At 52.3% G+C, this 14,802-nt stretch carries 13 protein-coding genes; 1 reads left to right on the top strand and 12 read right to left on the bottom strand.

What is annotated here, in order from left to right:
• Positions 1 to 42: 42 nt before the first annotated feature.
• Positions 43 to 1,281, top strand: coding sequence for a glutamate--cysteine ligase (locus G7Y41_RS07765; protein WP_165316083.1), 1,239 nt, complete (start codon positions 43 to 45; stop codon positions 1,279 to 1,281).
• Positions 1,282 to 1,621: 340 nt separating this feature from the next.
• Here G7Y41_RS07765 and G7Y41_RS07770 read toward each other — a convergent pair whose 3' ends face one another.
• The 12 genes from G7Y41_RS07770 to G7Y41_RS07825 all read right to left on the bottom strand — a co-directional run bounded on the left by G7Y41_RS07770 (position 1,622) and on the right by G7Y41_RS07825 (position 14,534).
• The gene (locus G7Y41_RS07770) at positions 1,622 to 2,677 is read right to left on the bottom strand and encodes a DUF4432 family protein (protein ID WP_165316082.1); all 1,056 of its coding nucleotides are present in this window, start codon (positions 2,675 to 2,677) and stop codon (positions 1,622 to 1,624) included.
• Positions 2,674 to 3,729: an ABC transporter permease gene (locus G7Y41_RS07775; protein WP_165316081.1), complete on the bottom strand. Its 1,056-nt coding sequence runs from the start codon at positions 3,727 to 3,729 to the stop codon at positions 2,674 to 2,676. Before G7Y41_RS07775 ends, G7Y41_RS07770 begins: the two co-directional genes overlap by 4 nt.
• Positions 3,716 to 4,768, bottom strand: a complete 1,053-nt coding sequence (locus G7Y41_RS07780) for an ABC transporter permease (protein ID WP_165316080.1) — start codon at positions 4,766 to 4,768, stop codon at positions 3,716 to 3,718. Before G7Y41_RS07780 ends, G7Y41_RS07775 begins: the two co-directional genes overlap by 14 nt.
• Before the next feature lie 2 nt (positions 4,769 to 4,770).
• Positions 4,771 to 6,288 (bottom strand): sugar ABC transporter ATP-binding protein, encoded by a 1,518-nt coding sequence (locus tag G7Y41_RS07785; protein WP_165316079.1) that lies wholly within the window; start codon positions 6,286 to 6,288, stop codon positions 4,771 to 4,773.
• 87 nt (positions 6,289 to 6,375) lie between these two features.
• Complete coding sequence (locus tag G7Y41_RS07790; RefSeq protein WP_165316078.1) at positions 6,376 to 7,404, bottom strand: substrate-binding domain-containing protein; 1,029 nt, start codon at positions 7,402 to 7,404, stop codon at positions 6,376 to 6,378.
• Between the two features lie 33 nt (positions 7,405 to 7,437).
• Positions 7,438 to 8,187, bottom strand: a complete 750-nt coding sequence (locus G7Y41_RS07795; RefSeq protein WP_165316077.1) for a cupin domain-containing protein — start codon at positions 8,185 to 8,187, stop codon at positions 7,438 to 7,440.
• A gap of 137 nt (positions 8,188 to 8,324) precedes the next feature.
• Positions 8,325 to 9,362 (bottom strand): LacI family DNA-binding transcriptional regulator, encoded by a 1,038-nt coding sequence (locus G7Y41_RS07800; protein WP_165316076.1) that lies wholly within the window; start codon positions 9,360 to 9,362, stop codon positions 8,325 to 8,327.
• 282 nt (positions 9,363 to 9,644) lie between these two features.
• Entirely contained in the window at positions 9,645 to 10,691 is a 1,047-nt protein-coding gene (tsaD, locus tag G7Y41_RS07805) for a tRNA (adenosine(37)-N6)-threonylcarbamoyltransferase complex transferase subunit TsaD (RefSeq protein WP_165316075.1), read from the bottom strand.
• Positions 10,684 to 10,923 (bottom strand): hypothetical protein, encoded by a 240-nt coding sequence (locus tag G7Y41_RS07810; RefSeq protein WP_165316074.1) that lies wholly within the window; start codon positions 10,921 to 10,923, stop codon positions 10,684 to 10,686. The genes tsaD and G7Y41_RS07810 overlap by 8 nt, the downstream gene beginning before the upstream one ends.
• 172 nt (positions 10,924 to 11,095) lie before the next feature.
• A complete protein-coding gene (locus G7Y41_RS07815) occupies positions 11,096 to 11,839 on the bottom strand; it encodes a succinate dehydrogenase/fumarate reductase iron-sulfur subunit (protein WP_165216376.1) in 744 nt (247 codons plus the stop codon).
• A complete protein-coding gene (locus tag G7Y41_RS07820; protein ID WP_165216379.1) occupies positions 11,836 to 13,815 on the bottom strand; it encodes a fumarate reductase/succinate dehydrogenase flavoprotein subunit in 1,980 nt (659 codons plus the stop codon). The genes G7Y41_RS07815 and G7Y41_RS07820 overlap by 4 nt, the downstream gene beginning before the upstream one ends.
• Positions 13,816 to 13,832: 17 nt before the next feature.
• Positions 13,833 to 14,534 carry a succinate dehydrogenase cytochrome b subunit gene (locus G7Y41_RS07825; RefSeq protein WP_165316073.1) on the bottom strand — a complete coding sequence of 234 codons (702 nt, stop codon included), beginning with the start codon at positions 14,532 to 14,534 and terminating at the stop codon, positions 13,833 to 13,835.
• Positions 14,535 to 14,802 lie beyond the last annotated feature (268 nt).

Here is a 14,802-nt window from a genome sequence, read left to right on the forward strand (position 1 = left end):
GAAAAAGCCGGATCCGCCCTCGTCCCCGGGAGGCTGACGCTGATGACCATTGAATTCGCGGCATCTGACAGGTCGACGGTCGGCATTGAATGGGAGCTTCAGCTCATCGATGCCGAAACCAACGACCTGCGCTCAGATGCGGACACTCTCCTGCGCGCCCTGGAACAGTCGGGGCAAACGGATCACCGAATCGTCAAGGAAATGCTCCGTAACACGATCGAGCTGGTATCGGTTCCAGCTCGAAACGTCAGCGAATGTACCAAGGACCTTCAACGCCTGTTGTCGCAGGTCAAACCGTTCGCCAAGGAAATGGGCCTCGTCCTCGCCACCGCGGGCTCGCACCCCTTTGCGCACCCGCAGGACCAGGAAGTAACGGACTCAGTTCGCTACTCATCGCTGGTGAACCGGACACGCTACTGGGGACAACAGATGCTCCTCTTCGGCGTTCATGTTCACGTGGGGATCGAGGACGTCGAGAAAGTCCTTCCGATTCAGCGTGCGCTCTCAACGACCCTGGGTCAGCTGATCGCGATTTCGGCGTCATCCCCTTACTGGGATGGTATCGACACGGATTACGCATCGAATCGGACGATGATGTTTCAGCAGCTTCCAACAGCTGGGATTCCGCGTCAATTCGACACGTGGGAAGAGTTTTCTGATTTCACAGACCAGATGATCCGGGCGAACGCAATCTCCACGGTTGACGAGCTGCGGTGGGATGTCAGACCGTCTCCAAAGTTCGGGACACTCGAAGTTCGGGCATTCGACGCAGCAACAAATCTCCAAGAAGTCGGAGCATTCGCCGCCCTCACTCAGTGCCTCGTTGAGCATTTCTCCCGCCGAATCGACGCGGGCGAGCCTCTGGATTTCTTCCCCGACTGGTACATCGCGGAGAACAAGTGGCGCGCCGCTCGCTTCGGCCTCGATGCCGAACTCATCGTCGACTCACACGGGGGCCGACAGATCGCTCGTGAATGGCTCATCAACGTCGTTGCTGAGCTTCGCGCAATAGCGATCGAACTGGGGTGCCTTGAAGAACTTGACCGTGTCGGCGCCATCGCACGTCACGGCGGAGCCTACGAACGCATTCGCCACTCCGTTCACACCGGTCAGGTACCGGGCCACAAACTCCGAGACCACCACATTCGCGAGGTTCCGGCCCAAATACCTTTCAGGCCCCTTGGAGCCGTGCGCACTGAATCGCCACTTGCTTCACCGAATCTTTTCCTCGCCGTTGACCACATGCGAGAGGAAATGGAGATCGGTCACCCAATCTGGTGAGCTTAGATTCTCGTTGCGAATCCTCATGAACGAGGACGACGCGCGCCTTCGAGGCTCGTCTCCCCTACACAGCGATCATCGCTAGCTCATCAATCCAGTCATCAATCCGCTCCGATAGGTGGTCGAGCCTGCACCGGTCTTCCTCGGAAAGTGGCTTGAAGGGAAATAGGGTTGACATTCATGGAAATAAGGAACGACTAGACACAACTGGAGAAATGACCCATCCGTTCCTCGAATAAACAACCCATCTTCGCTGGCTACATAGCACACGAAAACTAGCCATATTCCTCCTCAACAGGTGATTGGAAAAAAGTCGAACGTTTGAGTGAGATCGTTATCATCATACATCGATCCGCGTGGAAAACACTCTTGATTCTCCAGGCTCAATATATAGCAATGATCCCTCTTGACGCGCTTCTTTACGCCCACCATCATGCGAAGTTGCAGGCTCAACTCCTAAGACATTGACACCTGGTGAAGGATTACGCCAAATGAGGAGATTCGACCAAGCCTCTCCATTAAAAGTCACACGAACTTTGTGCCCCTCCGGAGAGACTATCGACAGCCAACCGAATCTTGTAGCAGGTGCTAGAGAGCAATATGTTACCCCCTCTACAGCATCATTTTGAACAAGAACTGTCGGGAATTTTTCAACAACTGAGTCAGTTTTTTCGCGAAATCCCTGAATTCTGACATTAGAGTCAATGATAGATCCTGTTGAAACCAATGGAAACCCAAAATTAAGGTGATGTCTAAACATCAATCCAGAGCTGACGTAACCATCGTTAATGATACAGTCATCAACCACGATCGAACGCTGATTTAACGAAAAATGGAGCGTTCGCCTAAGCCGAAGATTCTCACGACCCAACGCCGCCTCGCGCATCTCACCTGAAATCCGTAATTCCAAACCGTCAGACCAGGATTCAAACCCACTGTTTGATGCATGTGAAAAGTGCGTTGACTCAGCGAGCTCACACGTCGACCGCTCGCAGGGAATCATTCCAATTCGTCCATGTAAACCAAACTTACGACCTCGATCTTCACTCGGCATGCCAGTAGAAACAAGACCGCATGTGGTTAGAAGTCCTCCCCCGAAGGAATGAAGCCATTCGTCGTCGATAGGATTAGTTCTTGCTGACGCAACAGTCCCTCTAGGGGAAATCCACGACAACTGACAATCGGATGCTTGCGCCCAGCCAATGTCCATACATCGATCAAGAAAAATCTCCGCAGAAATCCCTTGAGGGTTGAATACCTGTAGACACCTCATCCCATCAGCAGACCCATTTAACAATACCACCTCACGAACATGGATTAGTTGCTCAAAAGAGCCTACCAAATGACCAACTTTCTTCCTGAGTATTGTTGTCAATTCATCCGATACTGCTATCACACTTCACTCCTAAGAGGAACTGTACGAAGCTGAAATGTTCCGATCGAAATAGCCGCGATAAGAATTAAGCCGGTAACCACATATTGCCAATATGAAGCAACGCCTAAAAGATTAAGAGCATTCCCTAAAATTGTAAAAAGCACGGCACCTACGAAAGTACCCCAAACATTACCATTTCCCCCACGCATACTGGTGCCACCAATAATAACTGCCGCGATGACAGTCATTTCATATCCAATTGCCATATTACCCTCAGCAGAAGACAAGCGACCAGCAATAAATATCGAGGAAACAGAGAAACAAGACGAGGCAAATAGAAATGCAAGGATCTTTACGCGCCGAACGGGAACTCCAGCTAGATATGCAGCTCTCTCATTAGAACCAACCGCGCGGACATTGCGACCAAAATATGAGTGACGAAATAACAAGAATGTTAAAATTGCTATCACAATAAAGCAAATAAATGGAATTGGGATTCCGAAGATCGATCCATTCGTAAGTTCTCTAAAGTATTTCGACTGTATCGATAACACCTGTCCATCAGTGTAAATATAGGCAAAACCTAAAAATAGATAGAGCGAACCAAGTGTTGCAATAAATGGTGGAATTTTAATCGCCGATACTAGAATCCCATTGATCAAACCTAAAATTAGCGAAAGGAAAATCACGGCAAGTATGGCGAGACCAATCGTAGTAGAGGGCAGAATTCTAGCTAGTATGATCGAACAGATCGCGATTTGGCCACCGACTGAAAGGTCAATCAAACCGGCCGATATCAGAAGCATCATTCCCATCGCGGCAATACCGGCAAATGCACTTTGAAAAAGAACATTTGAAATATTGCCTGGACTCAAAAATGAAGACGTTAACGCTCCAAGAATCACGCATATGAGGACTAATAAGATCGTGATATAGTTGGCCTTTATAAGAGTCTTTAGTTTGCCTGCTGTAGAAACCCTTTGCTGTTCCCGATTATTTTGATTACCCATAGCACCACCCTCATATTTTACGGATCTCATCGCAATTTGTTTAGTTTGCTCAATGTCGGGCATCTCGATTTCTTTCCATCAATTGCGCTCGCTTCACGAGGGCTCGTTGAGTACTATCCAAGGCGAGGGCGAAAACCAAGAGAGCGCCCAGAGCTACGTACTGATAGAATGAGGAAACATTCAACAAGTTTAAAGATGAATAGATCATTGAGAGGACAAGCGAACCTAAGATCGTGCCAACGAATCTAGGACGCCCACCCATCATCGAGGTGCCTCCCAAAACCACAATGGCAATCGCCTTAAGTTCAAGTCCTGTTGAAATAGTGCCATTCACGATGCCAAGCTGGCTGGCCAGCAATAGACCCGCGATCCCTGTGAGGATGCCGCAAACAATGTAGGCGATGGTAACCACTCTTGCAACACTGACCCCCGAGTCCGCAGCGGCCGCAGGTGCGCTTCCAACTGCAATAACGTGCCTACCGAAAGCCGTCCGATTGAGAATCAGCCAAGAACACACGCCGACAAGAATAAGTACGACAAACGGAACCGGAACCCCAACAATCGCCGTTGTTGAAGCTGATTTGAACGCAGTAGAGGCAATGACGATAGGCGCACCCCCTGTAATGAGTAGAACTAATCCTCTGAAAATTGTCATCGTGGAAAGGGTAGCGATGAAGTCTGGAACCCTAAATTGTGTAACCAACAGAGAATTCCCAAATCCAGCGATGGCTCCTACACCAACTCCGACGGCCACTGCCGATACGGTTCCCCAATTTGCAGCTGCGATGGCTGCCGAACAAGCGATTAGTGCTTGTAGCGAACCAACTGAGAGATCCAGACCGCGAACCGCGATTACAAGAGTTTGCCCAAGACCGATAATACCGAGAATTGCAGAATCGATAAGCATATTTGTGACATTTGCTTGGGAAAGAAAATTCGGCACAAAGATCGCCGAAGTCACCAAAATGACTATAAAGGGGACGAATATACCGAGATTCTGCAGTGTATCTTTTAGGCGTGCAGCCCGTCGTGAAGCACCCTCAGACTGTATGCGATTCTGCTCGATTAACGACTCCGCGAAACCAGTATTTACTGAAGTCATCTTCAACACTCCTTTCTCAAATCTCGACCCACCGCAGCAGATACTATCGAATCTTCATTGAGCTCCGCGCCAGACAACTCAATGAATTTTTCTCCTGCAAAATACACCAAGCAACGATTACAAATTGTTGCTAGCTCGGATGCATCGGAACTCGAGATTATAATCGAGACCCCTATTTGCGAGAGACTCTTAATGAGCTGATAGATCTCAACTTTAGCTCCGACATCCACACCCCGGGTCGGTTCATTCAGGACCAGCACTGGACAGCCTGAGACGAGAGACCTCCCAAGTAAGACCTTTTGCTGATTTCCACCAGAAAGAGATGAAATACGCTGAGCATCATTTGCTACTTTTATATTCATCGATACGCGGAGCTCTTGAAATGCCTGCTTTTCTAATCGGGGAATTGGGATAATCTGATTGAGTCTAGATAGATTCTTTTTCTCTTTTGCAATTAGTGCGTTCTCAAGGACCGAAAGATGCGGAAGGATTCCTTCAGCTTTCCGATCCTCCGAAAGAGTGAAAATCCCATTCTGTATTGCGCTTCTAGGACCAGTAAGTTGAACTACCTGATTATTGATTATAATTTCCCCGTTAAGGACTGGAAGAACTCCAGATAGACACTTGCTTAGTTCAGCTCGTCCCGAGCCGACAAGACCGGCGAGCCCAAGTATCTCGCCGCGATGAAGGGTGAAACTGTGTCGGTGTGGATTTCCTGCAATTTCGATTTCATTTACCTCAAGAATAACGCTTGCGTTTTTTCGTAAACGATCTTCTTTCTGGAATTGTGCAGGCATTCTCCCCAGCATCGCAAGCACAATCGAATCCTCATTTTGCGTTTGCGAAGATGCTTCAAGAACTTTTCGTCCGTCACGCATGACGACGATGTCTGTAGATATTTTAAGAATTTCTTTTAAATGATGCGAAACATAGATTGCTGCTCGACCACTTTCTGCAATATTTTGAATAATTCTATGAAGATTTTTTGTTTCCGCCTCGTTTAACGTCGCGGACGGCTCATCCAAGATAATTAAGCTAAAGTCCAGAGATAGGGCACGCGCAATTTCGACTAGCTGCTGGTCAGCGATAGTCAATGACGATACGGATCTGGAAGGATCTAAATCGAGACCGAGCGTATCGAGCAGCATTTTTGCTCGTTCAGCGCTTTCTGCACGGTTTAGAATCACACCTTTTTTCAACTCATGTCCGAGGAAAATGTTATCTGCAACCGACATGTCTGGGACAAGTCGAAACTCTTGACTCACCACCGCAATACCAGAAGCTTGTGCCTCACTCGACGATGTGAATGTTTGAGTTGTTCCTCTTACCAAAATTCTCCCAGACTGTGGTTTTTCTATACCGCCAAGCATTTTTATAAGAGTACTTTTTCCAGCACCATTTTCACCGACAAGACCCAAAATCGTGCCACGTTTGACCGACATACTGACGTCTTTAACGGCGTGCACTCCCGGATATATCTGATTGAGATTTTCAATCCGAAGGATTTCTTCAATATCCATCCTTGTTCCTCATTCATAGTTCTGTTGCTATTGTCCCCTGATGGGGGCGTCTGCGTCCATCATACAGACGCCCCCTTTTGCGGGACATCAGTTTTGTTTCGCCTTCGATGCGAGGAACTGATCGAGAGATGAAGAATCTACCATCGTGACTGGAAAGAAGATGGTCTTCGTTTTCGAATCATCAAATTCGGGCGATTTGCCATCGAGAATTGCAAGAATTGTCTCTACGGCTTTTTTCCCTTGACCGTATGGGTCCTGAGCAACTGTTGCGCTCATTTTTCCTGACCTGATGAGATCGAGGGCTGATGGCGATCCATCAAACCCGATGAGAACAAACCCGTCAGCAACCGACTTTCCTGCTGTTTCCATTGCACGTTGCGCACCAATAGCAGAGTCGTCATTTGCAGCATAGATGACTTCAAGATCCGGATTCGCGGACAACATGTCCTGAGCTGCCGAAAATCCTCCATCTACCGTGTCATTTCCATCCAAAGACGCAACGACTTCAAGGTTGTCGGACTTTGCAATTGCATCTTTGAATCCGGAAACACGTTCTTCTCCAACAACAGATCCCGCATGAAGCTCAATGACTCCAATCTTGTGTTTACCATCGGTGTCTTTAAAGCGATCAATGAGATACTTTGCAGCAAGTTCGCCACCGTTCTTGTTGTTCGACTGGATGTAAACGTCGTAGTTTCCCCCTGTTCCGATGTCACCGATGACAACTGGGATCTTCTCCGCATGGGCAGCATCGATTGTCGACGGAAGGGCGGATGGTTGCACAGGGGTGATGATCAGTCCTGAGATCCCGCTGTTGATAAGGTCCAGGCTGCCAGACACCTGTTTCGCCTGCTCCGATTTCTGGTCAACTATCGATACCTCAACTCCAGCTTCCTTTGCTCCCGCTTTGACGCCTTCGGCATACGATTGCCAATACGAGTTCTGCAGGTCATAGACGGAGTACCCGAGTTTCAGAGGCTCTTTTTTAACAAACTCAAGCGGAGAATCCGCAGAGTTTTCACTGCCATTATTTCCTGTGTCGGCTCCTGAGGCGCAAGCGGACAACAGAAATAATGGCAAGGCCGAGAACACAGCAATTTTGCTTCGAATCTTCATGAACATCTCCTTTGATATCCAGATTGTTGTTGTTCAGATAATATTGGTCTTTAAACGCCCCGTGTTTGCTTGGGGAGCCAAAAATGTATTGTCATGCAACCCTTGCCAACCAGGTAGCGGAGCAATCTTGCCTTGCGCAGCTTCAGTGGGTTCGTGACTGTACGTCGATACCTCACGAACAACTAGAGGAACTTTCGAATCCGGAGGACACCGGAACGCATGCAGGTGTTTCCTGTGCATGACAAACTTTGGATCCCCGGCCTCGAGGCGCACATAAGATGTCAACTTTTCATAAGATTCAGCCCGCCCAACGGGTAACTCAACATTCGCTGGCCATGCCTCCCCGACTGGCATGCGCTCGAATTCCAGAAGTTCTTCGCCCATAGGATTAACTACATCCGGACAATAGAAGACCTCCATTGAGCCACTCACCACTTCGTAGCTCTCAGTCTTTCGTAGATGATAATGAGAAGCACAGAATTTTCCCGGATGTAGGATCATCAGTTTGTCACAAAGCCCTGAGTATTCCGAGTACTCCGCTGCGCCCAATGGAGCCCCATCTACAGCCGGCTCGTTCAACGACTCAAAGATGATCATCACTTCATACGGATCAGGAGTCCACAATCCATTTTCGAATGCATCGTACTGATCGTCACCGAAGACAATGCCTGCACTATCATTAATCATGTCGTCATCGACTGGGTATCTCAGTGCTTTCGCCAAGCTCGCCGCACTCAGAATCCATTCATCATACTCCCTGCGTGTAATGAAACTTCTGGACATACCGCCTCCAAATCTCGCATGGCACCATCGCCAAGATGAACCGGTTCAACGCTGAACCGGTTCAACTATACGACACCTGCGCCATGTATGTGGCCACTTTGATGTTTCTTTTTGATAACGTCAGCTCTTAAGGCGTCTCAGTAGATCTTCATCGTTGAGTTTCGAACAATAAGCTCCGGGCGGAAGGGTTCGTCTCTCAGTTCGAAGGGCTTATTGAGCAGTTGGCATGCCGCCGCAACACCAATGAGGTACGAAGGCTGGCGGACTGTCGTCAACGGAGGATTCAGCGCCGGCGCAAAGTCAACATCGTCGTAGCCAACAATCGACAGCTCATCGGGCACCAGTATTCCTAGCTCTTGGCAGGTTAATAGAACTCCAAGAGCAGTCATGTCGTTCCCACACATCACAGCCGTAATATCTGGGTTGTCTATGATCTTTCGAGCAGCTTCCCGACCTTCATTCACGGTAAGATCCCGCACAGTCATTTCTATCAGCTGTACGTTCCTGGGTGATTCAAAAGCTGCGATGGCGGAACGTGCTCCTTCCGCACGGCTGGCACACCACGGCACGAAGTGGGGACCGTTAATGAACCCGATTGTGCGGTGCCCTATTTCTAACAGATGCGACATTGCGAGTTTTGCCCCGAGCACGTCGTCTGCTCCGACAGATTCTTCTATTTCACTCCCTCCTCTCCTATGGTCCAGAGTCACGACACCGTAGGTACAGTTACCAAATTCTTCCCAATCTTCAGGCGAATCATAGATTGGCACATGAATAAGCCCATCAACCCCTTGGCTCCGATGCGCCTTGAGGATGCTCCGCTGTCGTTTCTTATCTTGGTGTGTTGAACTTACAAGCATCGTAAGATGTTCTGCCTCAATGACGCTCTCTACGCCCCGTAGTACGGAAGACCAATAGGGATTGCCAACGTCTGGAACCACAACGCCAATCTGTTTCGACCTATGCCCTCGAAGTTGTCCCGCTGCAATCGATGGAACGAACCCCAAACGGTCCATCACATCGCGAACCTTACTGAGGGTTTCTTCACCTACAATTTCGGGACGATTCAGCACGTTAGAAACGGTGCCAATGGATACACCAGCCTCTGCGGCAACTTGCCGTACACCTACAAAGCGGAACCCCGCTTTAGATTTCTTCGGTTCGTTTGAAACCAATGAATGTGGCCTTCCCGGATCCCATACTCTGTGTCACTTCGACACAACACCCATTTTGCCGCACTTTATCGTCAATCTCATGAAGAATCCTGCGGGCACGCGACAGAGTCCTTTAAACCGGATCAGTTTCGCCTAAAACTGCCATATTCTTCACTTGACTGCACGTACAGCAGATGTGTTTTCTCCTTCTACCGACACAACATCTGTCCCAACATACGTCTAGCCGAGCCTGATTCACAGCTAAGAATATGTTCAGCCCTGCGGCGAACAAGCTCCGCTCCGTTAACCCACAGAAATCTGCATGAGTGACATCCCCGAGTCAGGTGAGAACGTGTACGAGGACGGGGAGACTCCCGCACACACAAGTTCGGAACCAATCGCAGCGATCTGAGCGCCGTTATCCGTGCAGAAACGCAGCGGAGGCATCCGAACCGTCAAACCCGCAGCTGCCGCTCGTTCGGTGATGAGTTGCCGCAGACGCGAATTCGCCGAAAAACCGCCGCCGACGACGATGGTGTCGCATCCCGTATCGAGGGCAGCCCGAACAGTCTTTGCGGTGAGGGAGTCGTTGATCGACTCCGAGAATCCCGCGCAGATATCTTCGGCGTTGACAGATTCGCCGCGTTGACGAGCGCCCTCGATGTATCGAGCAACCGCCGTTTTCAGACCGGAGAATGAGAAGTCGTACTTGTGGAGTTCCTTGTCCTTGCCGGCAGCTAGGCCTCGCGGGAAACGGATGGCTTCACGATCGCCGGACTGGGAGAGACGGTCAACGTGGGGGCCTCCCGGATAGGGCAGGTCAAGCAGGCGCCCAACTTTGTCGAATGCCTCTCCCGCGGCGTCATCGAGGGTCCCTCCGAGTTCCTCAATGTCACGCGCAATGTCATTGACGAGAAGGATATTTGAGTGTCCACCAGAAACAACAAGCCCGATGAAACGCTCCGGCAACGGCCCTTCGGCCAGCTTGTCTACCGCAAGGTGCCCGATGACGTGATTAACTCCGTAAAGCGGTTTACCTAGCGAGGAAGCGAGAGCTTTCGCCGCGGAGATCCCGACCGTCAATGACCCAATGAGTCCAGGACCAGCAGCAACGGCGATAGCGTCGACGTCATCCAGGGTCACCTGGGCCTCGTCAAGCGCCGATTCAAGCACCGGGAGGAAGGATTCAAGATGAGCGCGCGAAGCAATCTCAGGGATAATTCCCCCGTACCTGGCGTATTGATCCATCGACGTCGCGGTCCGGTCAACAAGAAGCTCATTCCCACGAACCAGGCCGATACCAGTCTCATCGCAGGTTGATTCAATTCCAAGAACTAGCGGATTACTCACGATCGTCAAGTGTAGATCCGCCTACGCGCATGGACACAACGAGCATCGCGATTCCCGCGACAGCCAATGCTCCAAGCGACCACGGGAACAGCGAATCTGCAACTGCTTTAATCTCAGGTCCACCGACCATCACTCCCCCAATGAGTCCAAGGGAGAGGAGCCCGAACACAATCATCGCGGTCATGGCGATGATGCGGCCAATACGACCCGGTTTTTCTTGAGTGGTATCCATCGATATCCCTTCCGTTCGTCGCACGTTCCGACACATTCCAGGTGAAAGTTTAGTGCCCCGGAGAGATCTCATGTTCAGCGTTCTCGCCACACCGCGTCGTGCTGCACATCAAGAAACCCGGCCACCGCTCGGAGCTAGTCCGAACGATGGCCGGGCCACGTTTCACCAGGAATCAGACGCCTTTGAGGGCAGCCTTTCCAAGCTGACGGTTGAGCGTCGAAATGACATCCAGCGGGATCTGCTTCGGGCAGACGGCCGCACACTCACCAATGTTTGTGCACGAACCGAAGCCTTCTTCGTCCATCTGGTTGAGCATATTGACAACGCGCTTGTAGTTCTCCGGCTTACCCTGAGGCAGCAGCTGAAGGTGCGTGACCTTCGCGGAGGTGAAGAGCATCGCCGATGCGTTCGGGCAGGCCGCCACGCAGGCTCCGCAGCCGATGCAAGCCGCGGCTTCGAACGCGCGATCCGCATCCTGCTTGGGAACGGGGGTGGCGTGAGCATCGGGTGCCGCACCCGTGTTCACCGAGATGTAGCCACCGGCCTGGATGATCCGGTCAAGAGCCGAACGGTTGACAACGAGGTCTTTAATCACCGGGAAAGCCTCAGCGCGCCAGGGCTCAATGGTGATGGTGTCACCATCGTGGAAGGTGCGCATGTGCAGCTGACAGGTTGTCGTGACCTCCGGGCCGTGAGCGATGCCGTTGATGACGATGCCACACTGTCCGCAGATACCTTCACGGCAGTCGGAGTCAAACGCAATCGGTTCTTCACCCCGGGCGAACAGCTCTTCGTTGAGAACGTCGAGCATTTCGAGGAAGGAGGACTCTTCCGAAATCCCCTTCACTTGGTATTCGTGCATTGCGCCGCGATCTTCGGGACCGCTCTGGCGCCAGATCTTCAGTGTCAGGTTCACTTGTAGCTCCGCTGCTTCAGCTCGATGTTGTTGTAGATCAGATCTTCCTTGTGCAGGACCGGCGGCTGATCCTCGCCCGCCCATTCCCAGGCTGCGACGTAGAGGAACTTGTCGTCGTGACGCAGTGCCTCGCCCTCAGGTGTCTGAGACTCTGCACGGAAGTGACCGCCACAGGACTCTTCGCGGTGCAGGGCATCAATACACATGAGTTCGCCCAGCTCCATGAAGTCGGCGACACGGCCAGCTTTCTCAAGGGACTGGTTGAGTTCACCGATGGACTTACCGGGAACGCGGACGTTCTGCCAGTACTCCTTGCGGAGCTCACGGATCATGCCGATGGCCTTCTTCAGGCCCTCTTCGGTACGCTCCATGCCGCAGTATTCCCACATGATGTGGCCAAGTTCCTTGTGGAAGGAATCGACGGAGCGGGAACCGTTGACAGCCATGAGCCGATCGACACGAGCCTGAGCTGACTGCAACGCCTCCACAACATCCGGCGACGACTCGTCGAGCTTGGGAAGGTTAAAGCAGTGAGCAAGGTAGTCGTTGATCGTGTTCGGCAAGACGAAGTAGCCGTCCGACAGGCCCTGCATGAGCGCGGAAGCACCCAGGCGGTTAGCGCCGTGATCGGAGAAGTTTGCTTCGCCGGCAACGTACAGGCCAGGAACGTTGGATTCGAGGTCGTAGTCAACCCACAGGCCACCCATTGTGTAGTGGACAGCCGGGTAGATGCGCATCGGCACCTCGTAGGGGTTGTCACCGGTGATGCGTTCATACATGTCGAAGAGGTTGCCGTACTTGGCGGAAACAGCGTCCTTACCCATACGGCCGATCGCTTCGGCGAAGTCGAGGTAGACACCGCGAGCAACACCGTCAATCTTCGGACCAACGCCGCGGCCCTCGTCGCACATGTTCTTCGCCTGACGCGACGCAATATCGCGAGGCACCAGGTTACCGAAGGACGGGTAGATGCGTTCGAGGTAGTAGTCGCGGTCCTCTTCGGGGATTTCGCGCGGATCCTTTTCGCAGTCCTCGGCTTTCTTGGGCACCCAGATGCGACCGTCGTTACGCAGCGACTCCGACATCAGGGTGAGCTTGGACTGCTGATCACCGTGCTGCGGGATGCAGGTCGGGTGAATCTGCGTGAAGCAGGGGTTACCGAAGTAAGCGCCCTTGCGGTGTGCACGCCAGATCGCGGTTGCGTTGCATCCCATCGCGTTCGTCGACAGGAAGAAGACGTTACCGTAGCCGCCGGTGGCGAGCACAACAGCGTCAGCAACGTGGGTTTCGAGCTTACCGGTCGCCATGTCACGCGACACGATGCCTCGGGCGCGACCGTCGGACACGATGATCTCGACCATTTCGTGACGCGGATGTTCGGTGACGGTACCGGCCGCAACCTGACGCTCAAGCGCCTGGTAGGCGCCGATGAGGAGCTGCTGACCTGTCTGGCCACGCGCGTAGAAGGTACGCGACACCTGGACACCACCGAAGGACCGGTTGTCAAGGAGACCACCGTATTCACGAGCGAAGGGAACACCCTGGGCAACACACTGGTCGATGATGTTCGCGCTGACCTCAGCCAGGCGGTACACGTTGGTTTCGCGGGCGCGGTAGTCGCCACCCTTGACTGTGTCGTAGAACAGGCGGTACACGGAATCGTTGTCGTTGCGGTAGTTCTTCGCAGCGTTAATACCACCCTGCGCAGCAATGGAGTGCGCGCGGCGAGCGGAGTCCTGGTAGAAGAAAACCTCGACGTTGTAGCCCATTTCACCGAGCGAGGCAGCGGCGGCACCACCGGCGAGGCCAGTGCCGACGATGATCACGCGAAGTTTACGGCGGTTCGCCGGGTTAACCAGCGCGGCCTTGAACTTGCGTTCTTCCCAGCTCTGGGAGATCGGGACATCGAGAGGAGCCTTCGTGTCGGCGATCTTCTCGCCTTCGCGATACAGGCCCTTGATTAAGGTGTCAGACATTGTGTTTTAGACCTTCCTCAGGAAATGAACCCGGCAGCAATGGCGATCGGGGGAGCCATGAACATCACGAAGATCACGGCGCCGACGATTCCTGAAAGGACGACCATCAGGGAGCGAGTGGAGGGACGAACCCATCCCAGCGTCTGGAACATCGACCAGAAGCCGTGCGACACGTGGATGCAGGCGCATCCGACGAACAGCAGGTAAACGATGACCAGGAGCGGCGACTGGAACGAGGCGACCATGCGCTCGTACGGCGTCGCGTCGATGGTGAATCCTGTGCGGATTGTTCCGGTGGTGAAGTGAAGGATGTGGAAGACGAAGAGAAGGAAGATGATCACGCCGGACATGCGCATGGTCTGCGCGGCGTAGGCATCCGTCACCGATTTCTTCACAACGTAGCGGCTACGGCGAGCACGACGCGAACGCTTCCACGTGTAGGCCGCGGCAAATAGGTGAATGACGAGCATGAGCAGCATCGCAGCGCGGAACACCCAGATGAACCCACCCTTGGGGAAGATCGGGTAGAACGCGTCAACCTTCAGCCATTCGGCGTAGTGATCGTAGGCTTCTTGCCCCAAGAACATCTTGAGGTTGCCGTAAGCGTGGAAAAGCAGGAAGAGGACGAAGACAAAGCCCGAGATTGCCATCAGCTGCTTAATAAACACACTGGTGGTCCAAGCACGGCGCTTCTTCGTCGCGACATTTGTTGTGGCCATGCCGAAAGGATATCTGCCATCACACACCGAACCAAGGGCCCTTGTTCCCTTCGGCCCAGAATCCGGTGTTCGCGGCTGAGGTTTTCCTTGTTATTCCGCCAATTTTCTTCGTTTTTTCGGGGGACGAGGACGACTGCGCACCCCCTCAATATCGGGTGTGTGCACTCGCGAGAAAAGGAACATTTGTCAATCCATGAGTTGCTAATTTGCTGACACGGCGAAATATCCGTCAAGTCGCACCCAGAGGACGGATCGTAGGGATACGCGT

The sequence above is a fragment of the Schaalia sp. ZJ405 genome (assembly GCF_011038885.2).
GTDB lineage: Bacteria > Actinomycetota > Actinomycetes > Actinomycetales > Actinomycetaceae > Pauljensenia.

Coding starts and splice junctions, on each gene's coding strand:
- G7Y41_RS07790 (WP_165316078.1), bottom strand. CDS start 7,404: ATGAAGATTCGAAGCAAAATTGCTGTGTTCTCGGCCTTGCCATTATTT.
- G7Y41_RS07775 (WP_165316081.1), bottom strand. CDS start 3,729: ATGCCCGACATTGAGCAAACTAAACAAATTGCGATGAGATCCGTAAAA.
- G7Y41_RS07810 (WP_165316074.1), bottom strand. CDS start 10,923: ATGGATACCACTCAAGAAAAACCGGGTCGTATTGGCCGCATCATCGCC.
- G7Y41_RS07820 (WP_165216379.1), bottom strand. CDS start 13,815: ATGTCTGACACCTTAATCAAGGGCCTGTATCGCGAAGGCGAGAAGATC.
- G7Y41_RS07795 (WP_165316077.1), bottom strand. CDS start 8,187: ATGTCCAGAAGTTTCATTACACGCAGGGAGTATGATGAATGGATTCTG.
- G7Y41_RS07785 (WP_165316079.1), bottom strand. CDS start 6,288: ATGGATATTGAAGAAATCCTTCGGATTGAAAATCTCAATCAGATATAT.
- G7Y41_RS07765 (WP_165316083.1), top strand. CDS start 43: ATGACCATTGAATTCGCGGCATCTGACAGGTCGACGGTCGGCATTGAA.
- G7Y41_RS07780 (WP_165316080.1), bottom strand. CDS start 4,768: ATGACTTCAGTAAATACTGGTTTCGCGGAGTCGTTAATCGAGCAGAAT.
- G7Y41_RS07825 (WP_165316073.1), bottom strand. CDS start 14,534: ATGGCCACAACAAATGTCGCGACGAAGAAGCGCCGTGCTTGGACCACC.